The 20984-nt window shown below is 41.4% G+C and carries 22 protein-coding genes and 1 other annotated feature; all 22 genes read right to left on the bottom strand.

Translation table 11 applies throughout. The features are described 5' to 3' along the window. Positions 1-157 (bottom strand) — a sequence feature (ribosomal protein L10 leader region). 70 nt (positions 158-227) lie between these two features. After that, positions 228-920, bottom strand: a complete 693-nt coding sequence (rplA, locus tag ACH8E3_RS12315) for a 50S ribosomal protein L1 (RefSeq protein WP_458632941.1) — start codon at positions 918-920, stop codon at positions 228-230. A gap of 88 nt (positions 921-1008) precedes the next feature. After that, a complete protein-coding gene (rplK, locus tag ACH8E3_RS12310) occupies positions 1009-1434 on the bottom strand; it encodes a 50S ribosomal protein L11 (RefSeq protein WP_458632940.1) in 426 nt (141 codons plus the stop codon). A gap of 68 nt (positions 1435-1502) precedes the next feature. Beyond that, positions 1503-2039 (bottom strand): transcription termination/antitermination protein NusG, encoded by a 537-nt coding sequence (gene nusG, locus ACH8E3_RS12305; RefSeq protein WP_458632939.1) that lies wholly within the window; start codon positions 2037-2039, stop codon positions 1503-1505. Between the two features lie 22 nt (positions 2040-2061). Further along, positions 2062-2253 (bottom strand): preprotein translocase subunit SecE, encoded by a 192-nt coding sequence (gene secE, locus ACH8E3_RS12300; protein ID WP_458632938.1) that lies wholly within the window; start codon positions 2251-2253, stop codon positions 2062-2064. Between the two features lie 27 nt (positions 2254-2280). After that, positions 2281-2430, bottom strand: coding sequence for a 50S ribosomal protein L33 (gene rpmG, locus ACH8E3_RS12295; protein ID WP_082865682.1), 150 nt, complete (start codon positions 2428-2430; stop codon positions 2281-2283). 393 nt (positions 2431-2823) lie between these two features. Then, the gene (gene sigH / locus ACH8E3_RS12290) at positions 2824-3474 is read right to left on the bottom strand and encodes an RNA polymerase sporulation sigma factor SigH (protein WP_458632937.1); all 651 of its coding nucleotides are present in this window, start codon (positions 3472-3474) and stop codon (positions 2824-2826) included. Positions 3475-3644: 170 nt separating this feature from the next. Next, positions 3645-4166, bottom strand: a complete 522-nt coding sequence (locus tag ACH8E3_RS12285) for an NYN domain-containing protein (RefSeq protein ID WP_458632936.1) — start codon at positions 4164-4166, stop codon at positions 3645-3647. A gap of 6 nt (positions 4167-4172) precedes the next feature. Beyond that, positions 4173-4919, bottom strand: a complete 747-nt coding sequence (rlmB, locus tag ACH8E3_RS12280; protein ID WP_458632935.1) for a 23S rRNA (guanosine(2251)-2'-O)-methyltransferase RlmB — start codon at positions 4917-4919, stop codon at positions 4173-4175. 35 nt (positions 4920-4954) lie between these two features. Then, positions 4955-5392: a Mini-ribonuclease 3 gene (locus tag ACH8E3_RS12275; protein ID WP_458632934.1), complete on the bottom strand. Its 438-nt coding sequence runs from the start codon at positions 5390-5392 to the stop codon at positions 4955-4957. Further along, positions 5389-6795, bottom strand: coding sequence for a cysteine--tRNA ligase (cysS, locus tag ACH8E3_RS12270; RefSeq protein WP_458632933.1), 1407 nt, complete (start codon positions 6793-6795; stop codon positions 5389-5391). Before cysS ends, ACH8E3_RS12275 begins: the two co-directional genes overlap by 4 nt. A gap of 26 nt (positions 6796-6821) precedes the next feature. Further along, entirely contained in the window at positions 6822-7514 is a 693-nt protein-coding gene (epsC, locus tag ACH8E3_RS12265; RefSeq protein ID WP_458632988.1) for a serine O-acetyltransferase EpsC, read from the bottom strand. Between the two features lie 484 nt (positions 7515-7998). Then, positions 7999-9462: a glutamate--tRNA ligase gene (gene gltX / locus ACH8E3_RS12260; RefSeq protein ID WP_458632932.1), complete on the bottom strand. Its 1464-nt coding sequence runs from the start codon at positions 9460-9462 to the stop codon at positions 7999-8001. 2 nt (positions 9463-9464) lie between these two features. Continuing rightward, positions 9465-9947, bottom strand: coding sequence for a 2-C-methyl-D-erythritol 2,4-cyclodiphosphate synthase (gene ispF, locus ACH8E3_RS12255; RefSeq protein WP_458632931.1), 483 nt, complete (start codon positions 9945-9947; stop codon positions 9465-9467). A gap of 2 nt (positions 9948-9949) precedes the next feature. Then, positions 9950-10642, bottom strand: coding sequence for a 2-C-methyl-D-erythritol 4-phosphate cytidylyltransferase (gene ispD, locus ACH8E3_RS12250; RefSeq protein ID WP_458632930.1), 693 nt, complete (start codon positions 10640-10642; stop codon positions 9950-9952). A gap of 63 nt (positions 10643-10705) precedes the next feature. Beyond that, complete coding sequence (locus tag ACH8E3_RS12245; protein WP_458632929.1) at positions 10706-11794, bottom strand: PIN domain-containing protein; 1089 nt, start codon at positions 11792-11794, stop codon at positions 10706-10708. Positions 11795-12212: 418 nt separating this feature from the next. Next, entirely contained in the window at positions 12213-12938 is a 726-nt protein-coding gene (gene pssA, locus ACH8E3_RS12240) for a CDP-diacylglycerol--serine O-phosphatidyltransferase (protein ID WP_458632928.1), read from the bottom strand. A 56-nt stretch (positions 12939-12994) separates the two neighbouring features. Next, the gene (gene disA, locus ACH8E3_RS12235) at positions 12995-14071 is read right to left on the bottom strand and encodes a DNA integrity scanning diadenylate cyclase DisA (protein WP_458632927.1); all 1077 of its coding nucleotides are present in this window, start codon (positions 14069-14071) and stop codon (positions 12995-12997) included. A 14-nt stretch (positions 14072-14085) separates the two neighbouring features. After that, positions 14086-15453, bottom strand: coding sequence for a DNA repair protein RadA (radA, locus tag ACH8E3_RS12230; protein WP_458632926.1), 1368 nt, complete (start codon positions 15451-15453; stop codon positions 14086-14088). Positions 15454-15623: 170 nt separating this feature from the next. Further along, positions 15624-18086 (bottom strand): ATP-dependent protease ATP-binding subunit ClpC, encoded by a 2463-nt coding sequence (clpC, locus tag ACH8E3_RS12225; protein WP_458632925.1) that lies wholly within the window; start codon positions 18084-18086, stop codon positions 15624-15626. A gap of 32 nt (positions 18087-18118) precedes the next feature. Then, on the bottom strand, positions 18119-19192 hold the full coding sequence (locus tag ACH8E3_RS12220) for a protein arginine kinase (RefSeq protein ID WP_458632924.1): 1074 nt from the start codon (positions 19190-19192) through the stop codon (positions 18119-18121). 27 nt (positions 19193-19219) lie between these two features. Beyond that, entirely contained in the window at positions 19220-19744 is a 525-nt protein-coding gene (locus ACH8E3_RS12215) for a UvrB/UvrC motif-containing protein (RefSeq protein WP_458632923.1), read from the bottom strand. A 27-nt stretch (positions 19745-19771) separates the two neighbouring features. Next, positions 19772-20233 carry a CtsR family transcriptional regulator gene (locus ACH8E3_RS12210; protein ID WP_458632987.1) on the bottom strand — a complete coding sequence of 154 codons (462 nt, stop codon included), beginning with the start codon at positions 20231-20233 and terminating at the stop codon, positions 19772-19774. Positions 20234-20984: the final 751 nt, after the last annotated feature.

The following is a 20984-nucleotide window of genomic DNA, read 5'->3' as shown; positions in this document are numbered from 1 at the left end:
TTAGGCATTTAAAAAGCCTTCGCAGATTTCACGAAGGCCTGATGAAGCATCATTTATTTGGATTTGCATCCAAGTCATTCTGACGTTCTATCACAACACCTCGGTAGGAAATTATGCCACAGGCACCTACTGTCTACGGTAAGCATATTCAACTTTATAATTAATACGAAGTCATTTACAACAACTCTTACATATTATCAAATTATATCAACCAAGTCAATATAAGTTTATTTGTAAGTTGCTGAGTTTACGCGTGCGCTTGGACCCATCGTAGAGGAAATAGCAATCCCCTTCAGATATACACCTTTAGCAGATGCTGGCTTCGCACGGTTCAACGCTTCTACCAATGATTTAAGGTTCTCATTCAACTGTTCATCGCTAAATGATACTTTACCGATTGGCGCGTGAATTTGACCCGCTTTGTCGAGACGGTATTCGATCTTACCCGCTTTAATTTCTTGAACAGCTTTGGCAACATCAAAAGTAACTGTTCCCGCTTTAGGGTTAGGCATTAGACCTTTACCACCAAGCAGACGACCCAGTTTACCAACCTCACTCATCATATCAGGTGTAGCTACGCAGACATCGAAATCGAACCAACCTTGTTGAATCTTGTTGATCATATCTACATCACCAACAAAATCTGCACCAGCCGCTTCCGCTTCTTTCGCTTTGTCACCCTTTGCAAATACCAATACGCGTTGAGTTTTACCTGTACCATGTGGCAAGACAACTACTCCACGAACGGCTTGGTCTTGTTTACGAGGGTCTACACCCAAACGAACAGCTACTTCAACAGTTTCATCAAAATTAGCAGTCGCTGCCTTTTTCACCAAAGATACGGCTTCTGAAGGCTCATATACTGTTTCACTATCAATTAGTTTAGCAGCATCTTGATATTTCTTACCATGTTTAGCCATGAAATATTCCTCCTTTGTGGTATTAGCGGATATTCCTCCCACATTTGCTGATCTTATTCAGATCTGCGTGTCGCAGAAAAATCTAATACTAATCTTCGATCTTGATTCCCATACTACGAGCAGTACCTTCAACCATACGCATTGCAGCCTCAACGGATGCAGCATTAAGGTCAGGCATTTTTTGCTCAGCGATTCCACGTACAACTGTACGATTCACTGTAGCAACTTTCTTCTTGTTTGGTTCTCCAGAACCCTTCTCAATCTTTGCAGCTACGCGAAGTAGAACTGCAGCAGGAGGAGTCTTGGTGATGAATGTAAAGGAACGATCCTCAAATACAGAGATTTCAACTGGAATAATTAATCCATTTTGATCTGCTGTACGCGCATTGAACTCTTTACAGAATGCCATAATGTTGACACCTGCTTGACCCAATGCTGGACCTACCGGTGGTGCCGGATTCGCTTTACCTGCAGGGATCTGCAGTTTTACCATTTTGATTACCTTTTTAGCCATGTAAAACACCTCCTTGACTCAATAGTGGTTAAGCGGACATCGCTGCCCTCCCACAAGAAACATAAAGATTAATCAATCTTTTCCACTTGATCGAAATCCAATTCAACTGGTGTTTCCCGTCCAAACATATTAACGTGTACCTTGACTTTACTCTTGTCCACCAAAATTTCTTCGACAGAGCCAACGAAATTCGCAAAAGGTCCGACTTTAATCTTAACGGATTCCTTAAGTTCAAATTCAACATGGGGTTTCGGTTCATTCATTCCCATATGCTTGAGAATCTGCTCCATTTCTTCAGGAAGCAGGGCTGTAGGTTTAGAACCTGAGCCTGTTGAACCTACGAAACCTGTTACTCCTGGTGTATTGCGAACAACATACCAAGAATCATCAGTTTGGATCATTTCGACAATGACATATCCAGGGTAAACTTTACGCATGACAGTCTTTTTCTTACCGTCTTTGTTTACGATTTCTTCTTCCATAGGAACAAGAACACGGAATATCTTATCTTCCATACCCATCGACTCTACACGTTTTTCCAAATTGGCTTTGACCTTATTCTCATACCCTGAATAGGTATGAACAACATACCAGCTCTTTTCCATATTACGCCACCTGGGACCCTTCTTAAATAATCGCTTCGATCACAGCGGAAATACCGATGTCGAGCACCCAAAAGTAAATCGTAACAAACGTAACTGTACCGATAACGATTAGTGTATAGTTTGTCAGCTCTTTACGATTAGGCCAGCGAACCTTTTTAAGTTCTGCCCAGCTCTCAGAGAAAAAGGAAAAAATTGACTTGAACTTACGTTTCACGCCGACTACACCTCCAATAAGACTATCTTATCTGGTTTCGCGATGAGGAGTTTGCTCGTTACAATACTTGCAAAATTTCTTCATCTCCATGCGGTCGGGGTGATTCCGCTTGTTCTTTGTGGTTGCGTAGTTTCTTTGTTTGCAATTTGTACAAGCCAAAGTGATAATTACCCGCATGATGTGCACCTCCCGTAGATGTCTTCTTCAAGAAGACCCTATATTGATCCCAATTAGAAACAGTTTCACTTCCATCGCTGAAAGAAAAAGCCATTTCTGCGAGATGAACAAGAAAGAATACATGATGACTGATACTCTCTTATCCATTAAAACCACGCGAATTTAGGCTTACCTAAATCACTCTATCACATGGCTCATATCATGTCAACGAAAGATTGAACCTCACAAGTGACCATTTTATCCCGCTTCGAAAAGTCGTTGTCAATCTATCTTCTCTATTCCAGAGCCATCTGCAATCATATACTAGTATAGTCATTCTTACAGGCTCTAAACATCCATATCCCATTCCGTGATAAAAAAAAGACTCGCAAATGAGCCTTTTCTATCTAAGCATTATTTATAGTTATCTTTTTCTTCTAAGTATCTTTCCAACTTACGTTTAACACGTTGAAGGGCATTGTCAATTGACTTAACATGCCTATCTAAATCTATCGATATTTCCTGATAGGATTGCCCATCTAAATACAACATGAGCACTCTACGTTCAAGATCACTTAGAATTTCTGACATTTTCTCTTCAAGGCCCATAAACTCTTCCTTATTAATTGCTAGTTGCTCCGGGTCGCATATTTGAGTGCCGGTAATGACATCTAGCAACGTTCGATCTGAATCTTCATCATAAATGGGCTTGTCCAGCGATATGTAAGAATTCAATGGAATATGCTTCTGTCGTGTAGCTGTCTTAATCGCTGTAATTATCTGTCTTGTAATGCACAATTCAGCGAACGCTTTGAACGAGGATTGCTTATCCGCTTTGAAATCTCTTATCGATTTATATAACCCAATCATTCCTTCTTGAACGATATCTTCGCGATCAGCACCAATCAAGAAGTAGGATCTGGCTTTAGCTCGTACAAAGTTTCTATACTTATTAATCAAGAACTCAAGTGCTTCACTCTCCCCTAATCGGAAAGCTTGAACAATATCCTCATCACTGAGAGATACATAATCTGACACTACTAAATCCTTAAAGTCGACACCCACCAGAATCCCCCCGGCTGCAACGAAAGGTACACCGTTACTCTGTGAAATATAGCCCCAGTATATATTATGTAACCTACAACCGTCAACCACAATATAGCTAATTTAAGACAACTATAACAACATTGGTTGGAGTTTGTAGGTTTTACCAGTTGATTATCTACTCCACTTTGTCATTCTCGTCGCCAGCGTTCAAACATCATTCGCTGTTCTTCGCTTAATTTCGTATCTAATGTATTTCCATTGGTAACGCTCTTGTCCAATTCAATTTGTTTTTGAATTTCTTGTTCACAATTCTCTACCTCAATAAGTAATTCACGAGCTGATATACGTAATGCTCCCTTTGCAAAAACAACATGCTGTTCGATCGAATCGCTCGTTGCAACGTAGATTTGACGACGCCTGTGCATCATTTCTACTACTAAGCGTTCAATTGTCTCATCAGCTGTCTCCTTTTCCTTGGTGAAATGGACGGATACTTTATTCTGTGAGAAAGACTTGCCAAGGCCTGGCACACGATAGGCATCAAAGATTGCAATGACTCTTTTTCCAGAGAACGCCTGATAATTTGCTAGTCTCTCAAGTAAACGGTCCCTCGCTTCTTGCATATTCATGGTTGCTAGTCTGGCCAGCTCGGGCCATCCCCCAATGATGTTGTATGCATCTACAAGAAGAACATCCTGCAAGTCTACCATCGTTAACTACTCTGACTTACGACGTTGACGAACCACTTCGTACATGACCACTCCAGCAGCTACGGATGCATTTAACGAGTTAATCTTCCCTGCCATAGGCAATGTTACCAACACATCGCACTTCTCTCTTATTAATCGACCCATACCTTTACCCTCGTTACCCACAACGATGGCTACTGGTCCCGTGAATACATCCGTCTCATATAATTCTTGAACTGCATCAACGTCTGTCCCCACAACCCAGATACCTTGTTCTTTCAAGTTATCAATGGTCTGTCCTAGATTAGTCACTTGGGCTACAGGTACATATTCAACAGCTCCTGCAGATGTCTTAGATACGGTTGCCGTCACTTGAGCAGAGCGACGTTTGGGAATGATCACACCATGCACACCTGTGCAATCTGCCGTTCTTAAAATGGACCCCAAATTATGAGGATCCTCTATTTCATCGAGCAATAACAAGAAAGGTACCTCACCTTTTTGTTGTGCATGCAGTAGAATATCTTCTACTTCTGCATATTCATAAGGTGCCACTTGTGCTACAACACCTTGGTGCTGAACATCTGGCACTAGTTGATCTAACTTTCGTTTGTCGACTTGCTGAATCACAACTCCACGTTTCTTAGCTTCAGCCACAATGGGTAGCGTTAAATGTTTTTGAGCATTTTCAGAGATCCATATTTTATTGATACTTCTACCCGATTTCAGTGCTTCGGTTACAGAATGTTTCCCAGCAATCATTTCCTCTTCCATCTTCTTCGTCCTTCTTCCGTTTTCAATTTGACAGCTTATTGATCCATGAACTTAATACTAAGTAATATGAGTTCATTCATTCTCTTTATTTGTTCCGTGTAATAGAGATATCCAATTAAAGATTCGAAGGCAGTAGCATGGCGATATTCCAACACATCAGCATTCTTTGGAACCCCTCCGGACTTCGCATTACGGCCTTGCCGAACTACATTCTTTTCCTCTTCAGTTAAGAATTGATCCAGATAGGTTATGATTCTGCTTTGCGCTTTCGCCGACACCATCTTCGTAGCTGATGTATGAAGATGATGTGGTCTAAGGTTGGGCTTAGAGATTAAATATTGACGTACAGCCACTTCATAAAGGGCATCTCCAATGTATGCTAATACAATTGGGGGGATCAGATTAGCCTTTTTTGTCGGAGGGAACGGGAATAATCCACCCTCGAATGGGTTCAAGTCGTTACCCTCCGTCATTTGCGTCTCCATCGCATTCCCTGCGCTGTGTCTTCTAATAAAATACCGCGCGAAGCTAGTAGATCACGAATTTCGTCTGCACGACCCCATTGTTTATCCTTGCGTGCCTGCTCCCGTTCACTGATGAGCGTATCCACTTCCTCATCAAGAAGGTCAGTGTCTCCGACAGCATATAATCTTAACACGCTATTCATTTCTTCAAAAGCATGAAGTAACGCGTGTATATCTACTGCCTTTACAACAGGTTGTTGTAGTAACAAGTTCGCTTCATTCACCCACTCAAACATCGCTGTAATCGCGTCTGGTGTGTTGAAATCATCTTGCATTTTGGCATGATAAGTATCTAAAATGTTTGCAAGTCTTACACTTAAAGACTCATTAACATCTTCGGGCATCCCTGTAGATACCGCAGTTAGGCGATGTTTAAGATTATTCACGGCATTACGAATCCGCTCTATACTTTTCTCTGCCTGCTCCATCGTCTCATTGTTAAAATTGAGTGGATTGCGATATTGGCTAGATAACATAAAGTAGCGGATAGACTCCCATCTATACTGTTTACGTAAATCCTTGACCAATATACCATTACCTAACGACTTAGACATTTTCTCATTATCAATATTGATATAGCCATTATGCATCCAGTAATTCGCGAATTTCTGACCCGTTAATGCTTCGGTCTGGGCTACTTCACATTCATGATGAGGGAATTGTAAATCCTGCCCACCGCCATGAATATCGATTGTATCACCTAAGTAACGCCGAGCCATAGCTGAGCATTCAATATGCCATCCCGGTCTTCCCTCACCCCATGGACTTGACCAAGAGATTTCTCCGGTCTTTGCGGCCTTCCAAAGCACGAAGTCCTCTGGATGTTCCTTCCGCTCATCCACACCAATTCGAATGCCGAACTGCAATTCCTTAATATTTTGGTGGGATAGCTTGCCATATTCCTTGAACTTATGGGTACGGTAGAATACATCCCCACCATTCTCATAAGCGAATTGCTTAGCTTCAAGTTCTTGAATGAATTCAATGATGGAATCAATATTATCTGTCACACGAGGATTGATCGTAGCACGCGTCAATCCCATTCCTTCTAAATCTTCATAGAATGCCCCTATAAAAGTATCTGCAACCTCCGGAACTGTGAGATCCATTTGTTCGGCCTTACGAATAAGCTTATCATCTACATCTGTAAAATTAACAACATAGTTCACCACATGACCAAGCTGTTCGAGATAGGTTCTAACGATATCAAATACGATCATAGGACGTGCATTACCAATATGAATAAAATCGTAGACGGTTGGTCCACATACGTACATTTTTACCTTTCCAGGTTCTTGCGGTATAAAGAGTTCCTTACTACGAGTGAGTGTGTTATACATTTTTAGAGCCATATGTTCCATTCCTTTCGTTCAAGCTATTAATCTTGATTTTGTTCTTGTTTGTGCAACTGTTGGTTTTCTTGCTTCACACGTTCCAGTTCATGGCGAAGTGCATCAATCTGCCCCTCAAGCAACTGCATGGCATCTCTGACGGGGTCGGGTAATTGGTGGCTAAGGCGATCAATCCGTCTTCCATCCTTCTTCACAATCTTACCGGGAATACCCACAACAGTACTATTGGGTGGGACTTCCTTTAAGACAACCGAATTAGCTCCAATATTAGATTGATCTCCTACTGTGAAAGAACCTAACACCTTAGCACCCGATGCGATAACGACATTATTGCCAATCGTCGGATGTCGTTTACCCTTTTCCTTCCCTGTTCCTCCAAGAGTTACCCCTTGATATATGACTACATCGTCGCCAATCTCACACGTCTCGCCAATAACGACGCCCATTCCGTGATCGATAAATAGTCTCTTTCCAATCGTTGCACCTGGGTGAATCTCAATACCTGTCATAAAACGACTAGCTTGTGAGATAACCCTTGCCAATGTAAACCAACGACGTCTATAAAACATATGAGAAATTCTCTGTGCCCAGATGGCGTGAAGTCCCGAATAGGTGAAGATAACTTCGAATAATCCTCTAGCTGCGGGATCATTTTCAAATACCGCTTGGATATCTGACTTCATGTTCTTAAACATATCGTTCTCCTCTTCGACACTTATCGGCTTTCCTTATTACAATACCCGTGTCCATGTCATCCATATAGAAATCAAAAAACACCCCTGCAGCATATGCTGCAGAGGCGTTGACCGCGGTTCCACTCTGCTTGAGTTGTTCAACATACTCATAATACACATTGAATATGATATCCATCTCATCTTAGTGTCTTATAACGGATGACAATCCGGACAGATCTAATCTATAGAGCAGAATACAACTCTATTCATTGATCAATCAGCTCACAGGCGCATTTCGATTACCGACATATAGATAACTCACAGCCTTAGGAGAGTATGAACTCGCCTGGTTATCCTCTCTGGAACATGCCTTAATAATGTACTTCTCCTGATCTTAGCTATTCACACATATTCCAAAAGACATACGACCTACTATTACACATAGTAGCATAAAGTTAGTTGGGTGTATTATAACGAATAGAAAGCCAACTGACAAGGTCTTTAAGAGAAATTCATTTCTTACATTATGTTATGAGCCAGCGATTTGTGATTTAAGCCTGTTCTTAACCTTATCTAACCCCAGAAGATAGATCGTCTGATTCAGGTCACGGCCATGAATCTGTCCTGTTAACGCTACACGAATAGGCATGAACAATTGCTTCCCTTTGAAACCTGTCTCTTTCTGAACTTCCTTAATAAGAACAGCTATATTCGTTGGGCTGAATTCCTCTGAGGCGTTCAACTTAGCAAGGAGAGCCGCTGACACTGTAGGCACCTGTTCCTCGGCTAGGATAGCCTTCTCTTCTTCACCACATTCGATTTCAGTACGGAAGAACATCTCCGATAACGCCACGATATCCGAAGCACAATTGAGTTGCTCTTGATACAGAGCAATAAGTGAATTCGCCCAATCCTCTTGCTCTGCATTCAATTCCTCAGGTAAGCGCCCTGCCATTTGTAGATGGGGGATAGCTAACTTAGCAATACGTTCTGGGTCTGCCTGCTTAATATAATGATTGTTCATATAAGCTAACTTATTCTGATCAAACACCGCGGGACTCTTGGATAAACGTGCTGCATTGAAAATACTGACCAATTCATCCTTACTAAACATTTCCTCTTCGCCCTCAGGTGACCATCCGAGTAGAGAGATGAAATTAAACAGAGCCTCTGGCAAATATCCCAATTGATCATATTGTTCAATAAATTGCACAATCGATTCATCACGTTTGCTGAGTTTCTTATGATGTTCATTCACAATTAACGTCATATGCCCAAATTGTGGAGGTTCAAAACCTAGTGCCTCATAGATCATTAACTGTCGTGGCGTATTAGAAACATGATCTTCTCCACGTAATACATGTGTAATTTTCATCAGGTGGTCATCAACAACAACAGCAAAGTTGTACGTCGGAATCCCATCCTTCTTCACAATTACGAAATCTCCAGTATCATGCGTGTTAAAGGAGATCTCTCCCTTTACCATATCGTCAAAGGTATATGTCGTGTCCTCTTTCACTCTAAAGCGGATACTAGCTATACGTCCTTCTGCTTCAAAAGCACGACATTGTTCATCTGTTAAATCACGATGTTGTCCAGAGTAACGAGGTGTCTGCCCAAGAGCAATCTGACCTTCGCGCTCCTGTTCCAATTCCTCTTCTGTACAATAACAATGATAAGCAAATCCCTTATCTAATAATTCCTGCCAATACTTCTCATACATCGTGAGACGCTCTGTCTGACGGTATGGTCCGTATTCGCCCCCTACATCTATACTCTCATCCCAATCGATACCCAACCATTTCAAATATTTAAGTTGGCTTTCTTCTCCACCCTCTACGTTACGCTTCAGGTCTGTATCCTCAATTCGAACAATCAATTTCCCACCTAAATTACGAGCAAATAAATAATTAAAAAGAGCTGTTCTAGCATTACCAATATGTAAATGTCCTGTCGGACTAGGTGCATAGCGCACGCGCACTTCATTGGTCATGATTATCCCTCCTTCTTCGTTAAGCATACAATTGATTGAGCAGCGATTCCCTCGCCTCTTCCGACGAATCCTAATTGCTCCGTTGTTGTCGCTTTAACATTCACTTGGCTGATATCAGCATCAAGCGCCATGGCGATAACTTCCGCAATTTGAGGTATATATGGTGCCATCTTTGGTTTCTGAGCAATGATAGTTGAATCAATATTACCAAGTGAATATCCCTTTTCTTTAGCAAGAACCCATACTTCTTCCAACAACTTAAGACTATCCGCATCTTTATAACGAGGATCCGTATCTGGGAAATGCTTCCCAATATCCCCTAAGCCTAAAGCACCTAGTATCGCATCGGTAACTGCATGCAACAGAACATCCGCATCGGAATGCCCAACTAGTCCTAACTCATAAGGAATGGTTACCCCCCCTATAATGCATGGTCTACCCTCTACTAGTTGATGTACATCGAACCCTTGTCCAACACGTATCATAATTAAGCTTCCCCCTTACGTTCCTCAATAAATTCAGCATACTCTAAATCATCTGGTGTCGTCAGTTTGATATTGGAATAACTTCCTTGTACAACTGCAACAGGAATTCCGATTCTTTCCACTAGCATAGAATCATCTGTGCCTACGAATTCAACACGCTGTGCATCTTCGTGTGCTCTCAGAAGATCTGAAATACGAAAAGTCTGTGGGGTCTGAATAGCCCACAGACTCTGGCGATCTGGTGTCGCCACAATAATTCCGGATGCATCCACTTTCTTAATGGTGTCCTTCACAGGTACAGCCAAGACTGATGCTCCGACACGTAATGCCACTTCATAACATTGCTCTATATCCGATGGATGCACGAACGGTCTCACCCCATCATGGACCATAACCCATTCTGATTGGATTTCTAATAAACCTTTATATACAGAATGTTGTCTCTCGCTTCCACCTGATATTACCTTCACTACTTTGCTCAAGTGATAATCCTGTACCCATGCCTTCGCACGTTCTATATCCTCTTCACCTGTAACTAGGACAATCTCACTTACTAATGGCAACCTATTAAACACTTCAAGTGTATGTACAATAATAGGTTTATCCGCAAGCTTTAAATACTGTTTACTCTCTTTCGTACCCATACGAGAACCTTTACCGGCAGATACAATAACGATTCCCAGACGATTGTCCATATTGATACCCCTGTCTTCATCCCCATGTACTACGAAGAAATAGTTATCTCCATCATACCGTTTTTACTGAGCTTTTTCCAACAGTTTCGGTTTCGCAAAGATCATTCGTCCAGCAGACGTCTGAAGAACGCTTGTCACTAACACTTCCATCAACATTCCAATGTACTCCCGTCCACCTTCTACGACAATCATCGTACCATCATCAAGATAGGCTACACCTTGTCCATGTTCCTTACCATCCTTAATTACCTGAACCATGATTTCTTCACCTGGCAGAACAACCGGCTTAACCGCATTAGCAAGGTCATTAATATTAAGAACAGAGACACCTTGTAATTCACACACTTTATTTAAGTTGAAGTCATTTGTAACCACTTTTCCCTTTAACACCTTAGCCAATTTAACAAGTTTACTATCCACTTCAGATATCTCCTCGAAATCTCCTTCATAGATCATCACTTTAATATCTAGTTCTTTTTGAATTTTGTTCAAAATATCAAGACCCCTACGTCCGCGGTTGCGCTTCAGTAGATCAGATGAATCGGCAATATGTTGCAACTCCTCAAGTACGAATTCAGGAATGACAATCGTCCCTTCAATGAATCCAGTCTTACAAATATCCGCAATTCGACCATCAATAATGACGCTTGTATCAAGGATCTTATGCTCCTCTAACTTTCTTTCATCCGATAATTCTTCCCTACTCCATCTTCCCGTTGTCCATAATGCAGCCAGTTCCACTCTTTTCTCCATAGCAATTCTAAACCCTATATATCCGCACACAAGTGTCAACCCAACGGCGATCAACTGTCCTACCGTTCCGATCCATGCAAGGCTAGGATACAGCAACAAGGCTAGTAAGAGCCCTCCTGTTAATCCTGCTGCTCCCGCTGCAAGTTCATTCATAGGCATTCTAGAGAAAGACGCTACAAATGATTGCAATCTAACCACCAGTTTTTCTATACTCAATGAGCCAATCAACATAAATAAAATAGCACCTAACGCTGTGAAAACTAATCTTCCTCCAACACTTTCCTTCCCACCGAATAGGTTCATCCATTCGGGAAATGATTGACCTAATGAATCATATAACGCATATCCAAACCAAACACCACATAGACCGATAAATACCAAAATACTTCTTTTTAACATCAGTACCCACACCTCCTCAAATATATACTGCTACTTCATCATTATCCAGTATGATCCAGTTCCGATAAGGTTATCCCTATCTCGCATAATAATTTATTTTAAATTACGCTAAGATAACCTTTTGCAAATCTCGATTTGTTTTTAGTTGAGAATAAGTAAACAACTGGCATATAATGAATGAAATTCATAATAGTAAAGGTGAAGGGTCCTATGTGTTCGTTAGGTTTACAGGGTTTTCAAATTCAAGTATCTGACTTATTACTACGTCACCATAGCAACACATGTGTCCACCAAATGCGCTACGTTAGGATTATTTAATATGTCATGATGGAGTTAATAAATCTGTAATAGACAAAAAGCATTTATTTCATTGCCTTGAAGGCAGGAAATAAATGCTTTTTATAAATATACCGTACTATTAACGATCGATGTGAAGAGGATCTTCTTCATTCTTTTTTTTTCTTCGTTGTCTGATCGATCGATCTATACTTTTCTTAACACCGTAAATCGCGTAAACGGCAAGAGGAATAAATATGACTTTAGATATTTGTTCTGGGAACATCACTGCAATGGCTACAGCAATTACAATCACCACAGGAGCACCAACGATGACCTTTTTAGGAAGACCAATCTTCTTGAAGTTAGGATATCTTACTCTGCTCACCATTAAATAAGATAACAACAACATAATAATAATCATATAAGTTCCGGATATTTCATTATGAAAAAGAGTTAACGTCGCTAGTACTCCCCCAGCTGCTGGAATTGGTAAACCGACGAAGTAACCTGCTGTTCCTGTTCTAACATTAAATCTTGCTAAACGAAAAGCTCCACACATCGGAAAGATGGCTGTCGCTGTCCATGCAATTGAATCTGGCATTCCTTGTAATGCAACCATATACAAAAGAAGTGCAGGTGCTGCTCCAAAAGACACCATATCTGAAAGAGAATCAAGCTCTTTCCCGAACTCACTCTGCGCATTTAGCGCCCTCGCTACACGTCCATCTAGACCATCCAACAACATTGCAATAATAATCATAATCGCGGCCATGCTAAACTTTCCATCCAGCGCCATCATCATTGCTATCATTCCCAGAGCCAAGTTACCTAACGTAAACATGTTCGGAATTGATTTTGTTATCATTTATCCACCTCAGTATCGTTCATTTAAGCCTCAATCACCCATTGATTGTATGGTATTTACACTTGTCTGTCAATAAATACTTGCTCTTGAAGACGATGTAGACCCTCTTTAATATTCCTCGCTCGAACTTCTCCAATGCCATCCACTTCATCCAATTCCTCGACCGATGCTTTCATAATTCTAGGGAATTCTTCGAATCGCTCGAGCAGATTATTTATGATTACATTAGGCAATCGAGGGATTTTGTTAAGTACTCTATACCCTCTAGGAACAATAGATTCCTCTGATGTGACAGAAGAAGAAGAATATCCTAACAATCGAGCAATATAGTTAAGATCTAACAATTCATCATCCGTAGCCCGTTTAAGTCCTGCGATGATCTCACGGATCTTATCTTCCTTGTCTACCTTCGCATAATCTCTATACAGAAGCCAGGCTTCAACTTCCATATTACTAACTAATTCCTCCAATTGCATACTGATAAGACGGCCTTCATTTCCCAATTCAGTAATATATCGTTTGATCTCCGTCTTAATCCGAACAACCCTTTCTACCCTCTGGATCACACTGAGCACTTCTGGAATCGTAACAAGTTCTTCAAACTCGGATGCCGAAAGATTCGTCAGCGCTTGATTAAGTACCGAACGATACCTCTCCAACGTCTGAATCGCTTGGTTAGCTTTGGTGAGAATGACACCAATCTCTTTTAGAGAATAACGTAAGTTACCTTGATATAGAGTAATGATCGTACGACGCTGTGAGATCGATACTACAAGCTTCCCTGTTTGTTTAGCCACTCGCTCCGCAGTTCTATGACGAATACCTGTCTCAGAAGATGATATGGAGGAATCAGGGATCAATTGTGTATTAGCATACAAGATCCTCTTCAGGTCCTCGCTTAATATTATAGCTCCGTCCATCTTCGCTAATTCGTACAAATAATTGGGTGAGAAATCGCAGTTGATTGAGAATCCGCCATCGACAACCTCCATAACTTCTGGGCTGTAACCAACAACGATTAATCCACCTGTTTTTGCACGCAAGACATTTTCAAGCCCATCCCTAAAGGGGGTTCCCGGTGCAACTAACTTTAATAAGTCATTCATGATATCTATTTGATTGGTTTCCTTCATAATATAAATACCCCCTAATCTAACGCAACAGATAATGCTTGTGCAACTGTCGTTACACCTATAAGTTCAATTCCTTTGGGATGACGCCATCCCTTCAGACTTTTCTCAGGTAAGATCACTCTCTTGAATCCCAACTTCTCCGCTTCCTTCACACGTTGCTCCACACGCGATACACCTCTAACTTCACCTGTGAGACCAACCTCACCAAAGAATACATCATATGCCTTGGTTGGAACATCCCGAAAACTCGATGCTATACTTACCGCTATGGCTAAGTCTACCGCTGGCTCATCCAGCTTCACACCACCGGCGACGTTGAGATACGCATCTTGATTCTGTAAGAACATCCCCATTCTTTTCTCGAGAACCGCAATAATCAGACTCATTCTATGATGATCTATTCCGGTACACATTCGACGAGGTGAGGGGAAATTGGTCGACGTAATCAATGCTTGTAATTCAACGAGCACAGGCCTTGTACCTTCCATACTAGCAACAACTGTAGAACCCGCGACACCAAGAGGTCTTTCCGAAAGAAATAACTCGGATGGATTCTCCACCTCTTTCAGACCGCTCTCATTCATCTCAAATATCCCGATCTCGTTTGTTGAACCAAATCTGTTCTTCACAGCCCTTAGCAAGCGATATGTGTGATGTCTCTCCCCTTCAAAATAGAGAACACAATCCACCATATGTTCTAACATTCTTGGCCCTGCGATGGCACCTTCTTTGGTAACATGGCCAACTAATACAGTTGCGATACCTAGACCTTTAGATACACGCATAAATCGAGCTGTACATTCACGAACCTGAGAAACACTACCCGGCGCACTAGATACCTCTGGAATATATACGGTCTGTATCGAGTCGATAACAAGAAAGTCTGGCTTCACATTCTCAATAGCCACTTCGATGGATTCCATATTCGTCTCACATAGAACAAATAACTCAGCGGAGAGTGCTCCTAATCGATCAGCTCTTAACTTCGTCTGTTGTACGGATTCCTCACCAGAAATATATAGTACGCGAAGACCAAAGATGGAGAGTGAGTGTGATGTTTGAAGTAATAACGTTGATTTACCAATACCCGGGTCCCCTCCGACGAGGATTAACGATCCTGGTACAATTCCTCCACCAAGCACACGGTTCAGTTCCCCAATCCCTGTGTTCACTCTAGCTTCCTTGCTACTTTCTATATTTATGATGGCGAGAGGCTTTTCTTTACTCTGAAAAAGAGAAGAGTTCATTCCCTGCGTCTTCACAACACTTTCAATTTCCTCGACCATCGAGTTCCATGCCTGACATCCTGGACATTTACCGTACCATTTCGGAGATTCATATCCACACTCCGTACAGTTAAACTTTACTTTGAGCTTAGCCATGACCTTCTCCTTTATTTTAACCCTCTATTATGGTTTATCGTACATTTGGATTAAAAAATGAACATCCTTATCTTTATTATAATATATAATGAGTTGCTGCATCTAACCAAATAAAAGTAGCACCCCCTTTTATAGGAGAGTGCTACTCTTTAGTGATCCTTTAGTCTAATCTATTGTTGTTCTTCCGCAACATCTGAAAGGGCCAATGGTTCTGTCTTGGTGACGGTTAATCCATCTTCTCCCTTATCAATTAGAAGGGAATCCCCTTTGCTAATCGTGCCCATGAGTAACTCTTCTGATAAACGATCTTCAATATGCTTTTGGATGGCTCGACGAAGTGGTCTAGCTCCAAATGCTGGATCGTAACCTTCTTTGGCTAAGAAGGCTTTGGCTTCATCTGTCAAGATAAAGTCAACATCGAATTCCTTCAACCGTTTGCGTAGTTCCTCTGACATCAAGGTGACGATTTTGGCAATATGTTTCTCTTCCAAGGAATGGAACACAATAATTTCATCAATACGGTTCAAGAATTCTGGACGGAATGTTTTCTTTAGCTCGCCCATGACTTTATCCTTCATGTTGGAATAATCTGCCCCACCATCTTGTGTTGCTGTGAATCCTAACGTTGAATTACGCTTGATCGCTTCAGCACCTACGTTGGAAGTCATGATAATTAATGTATTACGGAAATCAACCACACGTCCTTTGGAATCCGTGAGTCGACCATCCTCAAGTACTTGTAACAAAATATTAAACACTTCTGGGTGTGCCTTCTCGATTTCATCCAACAGAACAACAGAATAAGGCTTACGGCGTACTTTCTCCGTTAATTGCCCACCTTCTTCATATCCTACATACCCAGGAGGTGCTCCAACTAGACGAGATGTCGCATGTTTCTCCATATACTCAGACATATCGATCCGTACAACTGCATTCTCATCTCCGAATAGTGCCTCTGCCATTGCACGTGCTAATTCTGTCTTACCTACACCCGTAGGCCCTAGGAATACAAATGAACCTATTGGACGTTTTGGATCTTTGAGTCCAGCACGTGCACGACGTACCGCCTTACTCACTGCCTTAACCGCTTCTTCTTGCCCTACAAGACGTTCATGTAGAATGGATTCCATATTCAGAAGACGTTGCGTCTCTTCTTCTTTTAATTTACTTACTGGAACACCCGTCCAACTAGCAACAATCTGTGCGATATCGTCAGGTGTCACTTCAGAGTCAGTGCTTCCTTGTTTTTCTTTCCACTGATTCTTCGTTATGTCTAACTCTTCGCGAATCTTCTGTTCCGTATCGCGAAGCGCTGCAGCTTTCTCGAATTCTTGGCTTTGAACTGAAGAATCCTTTTCTTTACGAATATCTTCTAGACGATTCTCTAGTTCCTTCAAATCAGGAGGAATCGTGTATGAATTCAGTCTTACCTTTGAACCAGCTTCATCAATTAAATCGATAGCCTTATCGGGTAAGAAACGATCTGTAATATAACGATCAGATAATTTAACCGCCTCAACAATAGCTTCATCTGTAATTTTCACACGATGGTGCGCTTCATAACGATCACGCAAGCCGAACAGAATCTGAACCGCTTCTTCAGGGGAGGGTTGATCCACTGTAATCGGCTGGAATCTGCGCTCCAATGCTGCATCTTTTTCAATATATTTACGGTATTCATCTAGCGTTGTCGCTCCAATACATTGTAACTCACCACGGGCAAGTGAAGGTTTAAGAATGTTAGAGGCATCAATAGCGCCTTCTGCTCCACCTGCTCCAATCAATGTATGCAACTCATCGATGAACAGAATAATGTTACCTGCTTGGCGAACTTCTTCCATGATCTTTTTGAGACGATCTTCGAATTCACCGCGATATTTCGTTCCAGCAACAACGGATCCCATATCAAGCGTCATCACTCTTTTATCGCGAAGTGTCTCTGGTATTTCATTCTGAATAATCTTCTGAGCTAACCCTTCAGCTATCGCTGTCTTACCTACACCAGGTTCTCCAATTAATACTGGATTATTCTTCGTTCTACGACTCAATATCTGAATGACTCGCTCAATTTCCTTACTACGACCGATAACAGGATCTAGATTACCTTCTCTGGCAAAAGCCGTTAGATCTCTTGCTAGACTATCTAAAGTGGGTGTATTCACATTCACCTGTGTTCCACTGTGACTAGATACCGTCTCGTTACTACCCAGCAGTTGTAATACTTGTTGACGAGCTTTATTCAGACTAACTCCTAAATTGTTAAGTACTCGTGCAGCCACACCTTCGCCTTCGCGAATCAGACCTAGTAGAATATGTTCTGTTCCTACATAGGTATGTCCAAGCTTACGAGCCTCATCCATAGAGAGTTCAATAACTTTCTTAGCTCTTGGTGTGTAAGCAATATTAGTTGGCTGTTCCTGTCCCCGACCAATCAACGTCTCTACCTCATCTTGAATCTTCTCAAGACCTAGACCCAGTGCGACTAGAGCTTTCGCAGCGATACCATCTCCTTCACGTATTAAGCCTAGAAGAATATGCTCTGTACCAATATTATTATGACCTAGACGAACCGCTTCTTCTTGGGCTAAAGCAAGTACTTTCTGCGCCCGTTCCGTAAATCTCCCGAACATCATACTCCTACACCTCCATGATATTTAAAGTACCCTTATTGTTTATTATCTTGTGAACTTAACTTCTCTCGGATTAACTTGGCCCTAAAGACGTCACGTTCTTCACTGTTTATTGCTTCCCCGAAAGTCTTCTGTAGAAACCCTGGTTGGGTCATCACATTCAATTCATTCATAACAGAACTACTTGGTCCATTAATAATACCCAAATCTACACCTAATCGAACATCAGATAGTCTTTGGGCAGCTTCTTTTGAATCTAACATTTCAGCATACAACAGAATACCATATGAGCGTTGCACACGATCTGTCATTCTTAATTTAGATTCACTCACTAATCGCTCGCGAGCATTCTTCTCATGCTCAATAATTTGTAACACAACACTATCCAGATTGTCGATAATTTCATTCTCTGTCTGTCCTAGTGTTATCTGATTTGATACCTGAAAAATATTACCTACTGCTTCACTGCCTTCACCGTAAATTCCTCTCACCGTCAAACCCACTTGAGATACGGCAGATAAAATGCGGTTGATCTGTTTCGTAATGACAAGTGCAGGTAGATGCATCATGACGGAAGCTCTAAGTCCTGTACCAACATTCGTGGGACAACTCGTTAAATATCCTCGTCGATCATCAAATGCGTAATCTATATGTGCCTCAAATATATCATCAAGGGATGTTGCTTTCTCCCAGGCCTCGCGTACTTGGAAACCGGGATACAGACATTGAATCCGCAAATGATCTTCTTCGTTAATCATGATGCTTATCGACTCATCTTCACTTAGAATAACTGCACCATGCTCTGATTCATTTGCCAGATTGGGACTTATTAGATGTTTCTCAACAAGCACCCTTTTGTCCAATGCGGTAATATCATCTAGATGAAGCATGTAAAATATACCATAAGTATTAAGTTCTTCGTATTTATTCATATCTGTTAGACTATCTCTAACTTCCAAAGATTGCTCACTTGTTGCAAGCAAAGGAAACGGAACATGCTGTAAATTTCGTGCCACTCGAACTCTGCTACTTATGGCAATATCAGAATCATGCGTAGAACGTAGCATCCAGTCACTAAGTGCTTGTTCGGTAAAACGGAGATTTGGCATCACACATTCCTCCTTATAAAAAGAACTTTACACTCCTGACAAACCCTTTTCAAGTTCTCGTATCTGATCACGAAGCGCTGCAGCTTCTTCAAATTCTTCTTGGATTATTTTCTGTTGTAACTCAGATTTAAGATCATGTAAACGCCGTTTAACTTGTATTTGAACGCCACCCCTAATGGGCAATTTACCAACATGCGTTGTACTTCCGTGAACTCTTTTGAATAGTGGGTCTAATCGATCATTGAAATACTTATAACAAGCACTACATCCGAATCGCCCAGCTTTACTGAATTGCGAATATGTCATTCCACATTCTTCACAACGTAGTGTTTGCTCAACTTTCGATGTACCCGCCCCTACCTTCTTGGCTGTGTCGAAATCAATAAATCCTGACAATAAGCTATGAATAGAGAATCCCCCTGTAACCCCGGGAATCATCTCTCCTTTGTCACGTGCGCATGATTCACAGACGTGAAATTCGGTTTTCTCTCCATTTACGATTTTGGTGAAGTGAAGTGTTGCCGGTTTATTCTCGCATTCTTGACAAAGCATGTCGGTCTTCCTCCCTTTGTTCGTAGGTCATTTGCCTAATAAAGAGATCAGCATCGCTTTCATCATTCTGGCACGTATCTCATCCCTGTAAGGTAGCTTGATCATAAGGCATTCTCTAGAGATCGCTGCACGCATTAAAGTTGCTTCGCGTTTACTTAGGAAACAAGATCCCTCCAGTTGATAGATCAGGCCTTCTGCTGTCGTCTGGTCCATATCTTCACCAATCGTCTGTCTAAGATGGGTATGCAAATCGGCGTGTTCAGGAAGGTCTATTCGTTGAATTCGAATATAACCTCCACCACCTCTTTTACTTTCCACAAGATAGCCCTTCTCAAGCGTAAAGCGAGTACTGATGACATAATTAATCTGTGATGGCACACACACAAACTTCTCAGCTAGATCATTGCGTTGAATTTCCACTGTTCCTTCGGGACTTTCATGCAGAATATTCTTCAGATATTGTTCAATAACATCAGAGATATTACGCATCATTCACCCTCCAGTTATCAAACTCAACTCTATCGTGGGTAACCCACATTCCAAGATACACTTCAATTCCTCATCTCTTCATCGGTTGACTTTGACTTTCTTTGACTTTGTTAATATTATAGCACATTCTTGGCGTTTGCCAAGGGGTCTATTGTATTTTTAGTGTGGTCCTGTCTAATTGAAAATATTCCAGGTGACTCATATTTATATGAAGGGTCTGCTTTATCCCCAAATTTATGTATGATCAGGGATAATACCTCTCTGAGAAATGACGATAAGCAATAGTGTAAAAGGGGTGTATTGAGGTTCGAATCCGCCTGTTAGATTGGGTATACATGTGTTAGTAGTAACGCGACAATACGGAATCATGAGTGGATGCGTGGAAGAGCGGGATTGAAACATGAGTGCAGTTATATGGAAGCAGCTTGTGATGTAGCGAGCATTAGTTGCTTATGATGTAACCAGATTAGTTGCTTATATAGTACTTAAATGGATAGATGAGGTACTGGAGTGTGTATTAGTTGCTTAAAAGACATTTAAAACTTGGATATTAGCAGAAAGCAGCTGGTTTGGAGTAACTAAGTGTTGGTTTTGCAATTAAATTTGCGCATAGGACGATTCAATGGAATTTAGTTGTACTTCGAGCAACTAAATACACAAATAAAAACCACTGTCGATATACATCAACAGTGGTTCTTGTGCTTGGCGACGTCCTACTCTCCCAGGACCCTGCGGTCCAAGTACCATCGGC

This window comes from Paenibacillus sp. CMAA1364, assembly GCF_054373195.1.
Note: the sequence above shows the minus strand (reverse complement) of the source record. Positions and strands in the feature narration are given on the sequence as shown.

What these genes read in the sequence shown, in the direction of transcription:
- ACH8E3_RS12215 (WP_458632923.1), bottom strand. Translation starts at nt 19,744, where the DNA reads ATGCTTTGTCAAGAATGCGAGAATAAACCGGCAACACTTCACTTCACC.
- nusG (WP_458632939.1), bottom strand. Translation starts at nt 2,039, where the DNA reads ATGGAAAAGAGCTGGTATGTTGTTCATACCTATTCAGGGTATGAGAAT.
- disA (WP_458632927.1), bottom strand. Translation starts at nt 14,071, where the DNA reads ATGAAGGAAACCAATCAAATAGATATCATGAATGACTTATTAAAGTTA.
- ACH8E3_RS12285 (WP_458632936.1), bottom strand. Translation starts at nt 4,166, where the DNA reads ATGGTAGACTTGCAGGATGTTCTTCTTGTAGATGCATACAACATCATT.
- rlmB (WP_458632935.1), bottom strand. Translation starts at nt 4,919, where the DNA reads ATGGAAGAGGAAATGATTGCTGGGAAACATTCTGTAACCGAAGCACTG.
- ACH8E3_RS12245 (WP_458632929.1), bottom strand. Translation starts at nt 11,794, where the DNA reads ATGTTAAAAAGAAGTATTTTGGTATTTATCGGTCTATGTGGTGTTTGG.
- ACH8E3_RS12210 (WP_458632987.1), bottom strand. Translation starts at nt 20,233, where the DNA reads ATGCGTAATATCTCTGATGTTATTGAACAATATCTGAAGAATATTCTG.
- ispD (WP_458632930.1), bottom strand. Translation starts at nt 10,642, where the DNA reads ATGGACAATCGTCTGGGAATCGTTATTGTATCTGCCGGTAAAGGTTCT.
- rpmG (WP_082865682.1), bottom strand. Translation starts at nt 2,430, where the DNA reads ATGCGGGTAATTATCACTTTGGCTTGTACAAATTGCAAACAAAGAAAC.
- clpC (WP_458632925.1), bottom strand. Translation starts at nt 18,086, where the DNA reads ATGATGTTCGGGAGATTTACGGAACGGGCGCAGAAAGTACTTGCTTTA.
- ACH8E3_RS12275 (WP_458632934.1), bottom strand. Translation starts at nt 5,392, where the DNA reads ATGACGGAGGGTAACGACTTGAACCCATTCGAGGGTGGATTATTCCCG.
- pssA (WP_458632928.1), bottom strand. Translation starts at nt 12,938, where the DNA reads ATGATAACAAAATCAATTCCGAACATGTTTACGTTAGGTAACTTGGCT.
- cysS (WP_458632933.1), bottom strand. Translation starts at nt 6,795, where the DNA reads ATGGCTCTAAAAATGTATAACACACTCACTCGTAGTAAGGAACTCTTT.
- ACH8E3_RS12220 (WP_458632924.1), bottom strand. Translation starts at nt 19,192, where the DNA reads ATGCCAAATCTCCGTTTTACCGAACAAGCACTTAGTGACTGGATGCTA.
- rplK (WP_458632940.1), bottom strand. Translation starts at nt 1,434, where the DNA reads ATGGCTAAAAAGGTAATCAAAATGGTAAAACTGCAGATCCCTGCAGGT.
- rplA (WP_458632941.1), bottom strand. Translation starts at nt 920, where the DNA reads ATGGCTAAACATGGTAAGAAATATCAAGATGCTGCTAAACTAATTGAT.
- radA (WP_458632926.1), bottom strand. Translation starts at nt 15,453, where the DNA reads ATGGCTAAGCTCAAAGTAAAGTTTAACTGTACGGAGTGTGGATATGAA.
- gltX (WP_458632932.1), bottom strand. Translation starts at nt 9,462, where the DNA reads ATGACCAATGAAGTGCGCGTGCGCTATGCACCTAGTCCGACAGGACAT.
- ispF (WP_458632931.1), bottom strand. Translation starts at nt 9,947, where the DNA reads ATGATACGTGTTGGACAAGGGTTCGATGTACATCAACTAGTAGAGGGT.